The organism is Psychrobacter sp. AOP30-A2-5 (genome assembly GCF_052378115.1).
Lineage (GTDB): Bacteria > Pseudomonadota > Gammaproteobacteria > Pseudomonadales > Moraxellaceae > Psychrobacter.
The window spans coordinates 1-2,874 of record NZ_JBQSXK010000045.1; the positions used below are offsets into that span (position 1 = coordinate 1).

The 2,874-nt window shown below is 35.5% G+C and carries 2 protein-coding genes; one reads left to right on the top strand and one right to left on the bottom strand.

Annotation, left to right across the window (positions count from 1 at the left end; translation table 11 throughout):
* Window positions 1–1,397: tyrosine-type recombinase/integrase (locus tag ACT3S4_RS14225; protein WP_444761292.1), on the top strand; the 1,397-nt coding region annotated here is incomplete at its 5' end.
* Between the two features lie 567 nt (window positions 1,398–1,964).
* Here the strand turns inward: ACT3S4_RS14225 and ACT3S4_RS14230 are convergent.
* Window positions 1,965–2,795, bottom strand: a complete 831-nt coding sequence (locus ACT3S4_RS14230; RefSeq protein WP_087814222.1) for a cation transporter — start codon at window positions 2,793–2,795, stop codon at window positions 1,965–1,967.
* Window positions 2,796–2,874 lie beyond the last annotated feature (79 nt).

Genomic DNA, 2,874 nt, shown 5'->3' on the forward strand with positions numbered 1-2,874 from the left:
CCAAAGCAAAGGTTATTTACTTAAACAATTTTTATAAAGCTAATCTGAAGTGGACGCTAAACACTATAGATAATGATACTCAGTATCAGGTTTCTATTCATAAAGATGGTCAAATCTATCCGAGAATGCCAGTAATACTCAAATCTAACGGCTTGCCCTGGAATATAGGTAATTCATATTTAATAGGACTGCTAAGTCAGCCTAGCCTATCTAATCTAAGAAGTCTCTCATCAAGGGCGATATTTTTAAAATTCTACTTACAGTATTTAGAAGATAGTAATCAAAACTTTTTAGACCTTCCTAAGACATACTCCAAACGCGCTCCTCAGAAATTTAAAATTTTTATGGTCGATGTACTTAACAAGTATAACTTTAGTGCCACTTATATAAACAACATCCTCTCAACGGTAGCTCATTTTTATAGAGAAATTATTCATCAATCATTGTTACCGTTAAATAGTTTCGAAAACGATCCTTTCACTGAAGTTAATAAAAGAATAATGACTGAAAACTCAGTAGGGTTAAGTAGGTTTATTGAAGTCACTACCAGTGACCTTAAAGTTAAAAGCAGTCGAAGTCCATATCCTCAGCTTGGTAAAATTAGGGATGGAGGAAGTTTGAGACCATTAACTCTGAGGGAGCAAGAAATTATTTTTCAAGCCTTCAGAAATAACCTTGCTTCAATTGAGCTTGAACTTATGATTAGGATTGCCATTATAACTGGCGCCAGACAGCAAACTATTTGTACTTTAAGTATAGCGTGTATAGAAGAAGCTAATGAGATTTTGGAGAATGACCCTTCTTTAAATTCAGTCGTCATTAATGCTGGTCAAAGATTTCGTGCTGACTCCAAATCTAGCAGACATAACAGGCTGCATTTTAATAGAAAATTAATAAATGATTTAATTAACTATATTTATAGTGAACGTGCAGAGTATAGAAGAAACCATATTAATAGTTTTTATGGTCATACTAGTGAAAATTATGTGTTTCTGACTCGTGTAGGAAACCCTTATCTATCAGCTCAGCGAGAGATAGCAGCCCGTCAAACGCCAAAGCCCGAATGGAATGAAAGCGCTCCTAGCATGAATATTAAAAGCGGACAATCTTTAAGAAATGAGTTAGATAGGTTTGTTAAAAAAATTCAAGCATATGAAAGTGGATTTTGTAAATTCTCATTCCATGATCTTAGGGCTACTTCAGGTATGAATCTAGTTAGATCAATGAGAGAAAAACATTACCCAGATTCAAAAGTATTTGATTATGTCCGACAGCATTTAAATCATAAAAATATTAAAACAACAGAGGTTTATCTAAGTTTTGATGCTGAAATTGAAGAATTCAATGAGATCCAAGAGGGCTTTGGCGAAATATTTAACCGAATAGTAGAGTATTAATGACTATTATACTTAAGAGCAGAAAAGTCATTGTGGTAAATATTGATGACATAGCTAAAATCAATAAAGCTCAATGTTTAATTCTTGAAGGCCGAAAAGCAAATGGAAGTATATTCAAGGTTGATATAGGTAGAATTTGCTATACCATCAGAGAAGAAGACTCAGGTAAGGGTCTCCATAAAACAAAGAAATATCTAACTGGAGCTGTAGATCCTCAGAGTTTATCGCTGAAACGCTCTAAATGGCTCAAAGATTATCTACTACATATACTCAGTAAGGGGTTAAGAAGAGACCATCCCAAATTCTGTGTAACTGACGTTTAGATTAAATACTTACACAAAATTTAGGAAGGTCTCCCAGATTCTTATCAAAGACTTCATCATCTATTATTCGCCAAACGGCAACTTGCTGATGGTCTTTGGTGGTGACTAGATTTAAAGTTTGTTCAATCATTGCTTGAGGTCTCATATCCTTATGATGTTTATTTGCTTCAAACCCAGTTACTTTACACTTAGCGGTTTAATTAAGCTACTTACTTGAGCTATTTGCTTCAGTTATTAGGCTTGGCTACTTACTCAACTTCAATATTCTAAAGGCGCCCTGAATAACTAAAGCAAATACGATGCTACCAATAATCAAATCAGGCGTACTAGAGTGTAACCAATTAACCAAAATCCCTGCAACAATTACCCCTAAATTGATAATCACATCGTTTGAAGTGAAAATCATACTGGCTTGCATATGGGCTTCTTCTTTGCTTTTCGATTTTTGTAGTAAATAGAGGCAAATCGAGTTTGCAATTAGCGCAAGAATCGATATGACTATCATGGTAGAAAAGTCAGGTAACTGCTCATTGCCAAAGAAACGTCTTAGTACTTCTAAAAAACCAAGAATCGCTAGCGTAATTTGAAAATATCCGGCAATTCTAGCAATCCGTTTTTTCTTAATGACCGTTCCACCGACCGCAAATAAGCTAATTCCGTACACGAAGCTATCTGCTAACATATCTAAGCTGTCGGCGACCAACCCCATCGAACGAGAAATCAGTCCCGTGCTCATTTCAATAATAAAGAAAGCAAAGTTAATGACCAGCACTATCCATAGTAGCTTTCTTTGCTCAGCATCTTTTTTGTGACTAGAGTCAGCATCAATTTTAAAATTATTGTTGGGATCAGAGGGGTCAATGGTTTCGGTCGAGAGTAGGGTGTCTCCTAATTTTAGGTCATGAATAGCAGTCTCTATCCCTTCTATATTGTCATGATGAAACACAGTTAATTGACGGTTAGGAATGTCGAACTCAAGATGTTCAATATTCGAGTGGCCCTCTAATTTCATTCGGATTAGGTTTTCCTCCGAAGGGCAGTCCATCTTCGATATTTTAAAAGTTGTTTTATTCATAGCTACATTTATATCCGGGTGGTGGTTCAAATGCCCAGCCTGTCTAAGTGACAATATAAAGAAAAATGGTTTCAAAAGC

Bases quoted from the DNA above. Each gene is read 5' to 3' on its own strand.
- ACT3S4_RS14230 (WP_087814222.1), bottom strand. From the start codon at position 2,795: ATGAATAAAACAACTTTTAAAATATCGAAGATGGACTGCCCTTCGGAG.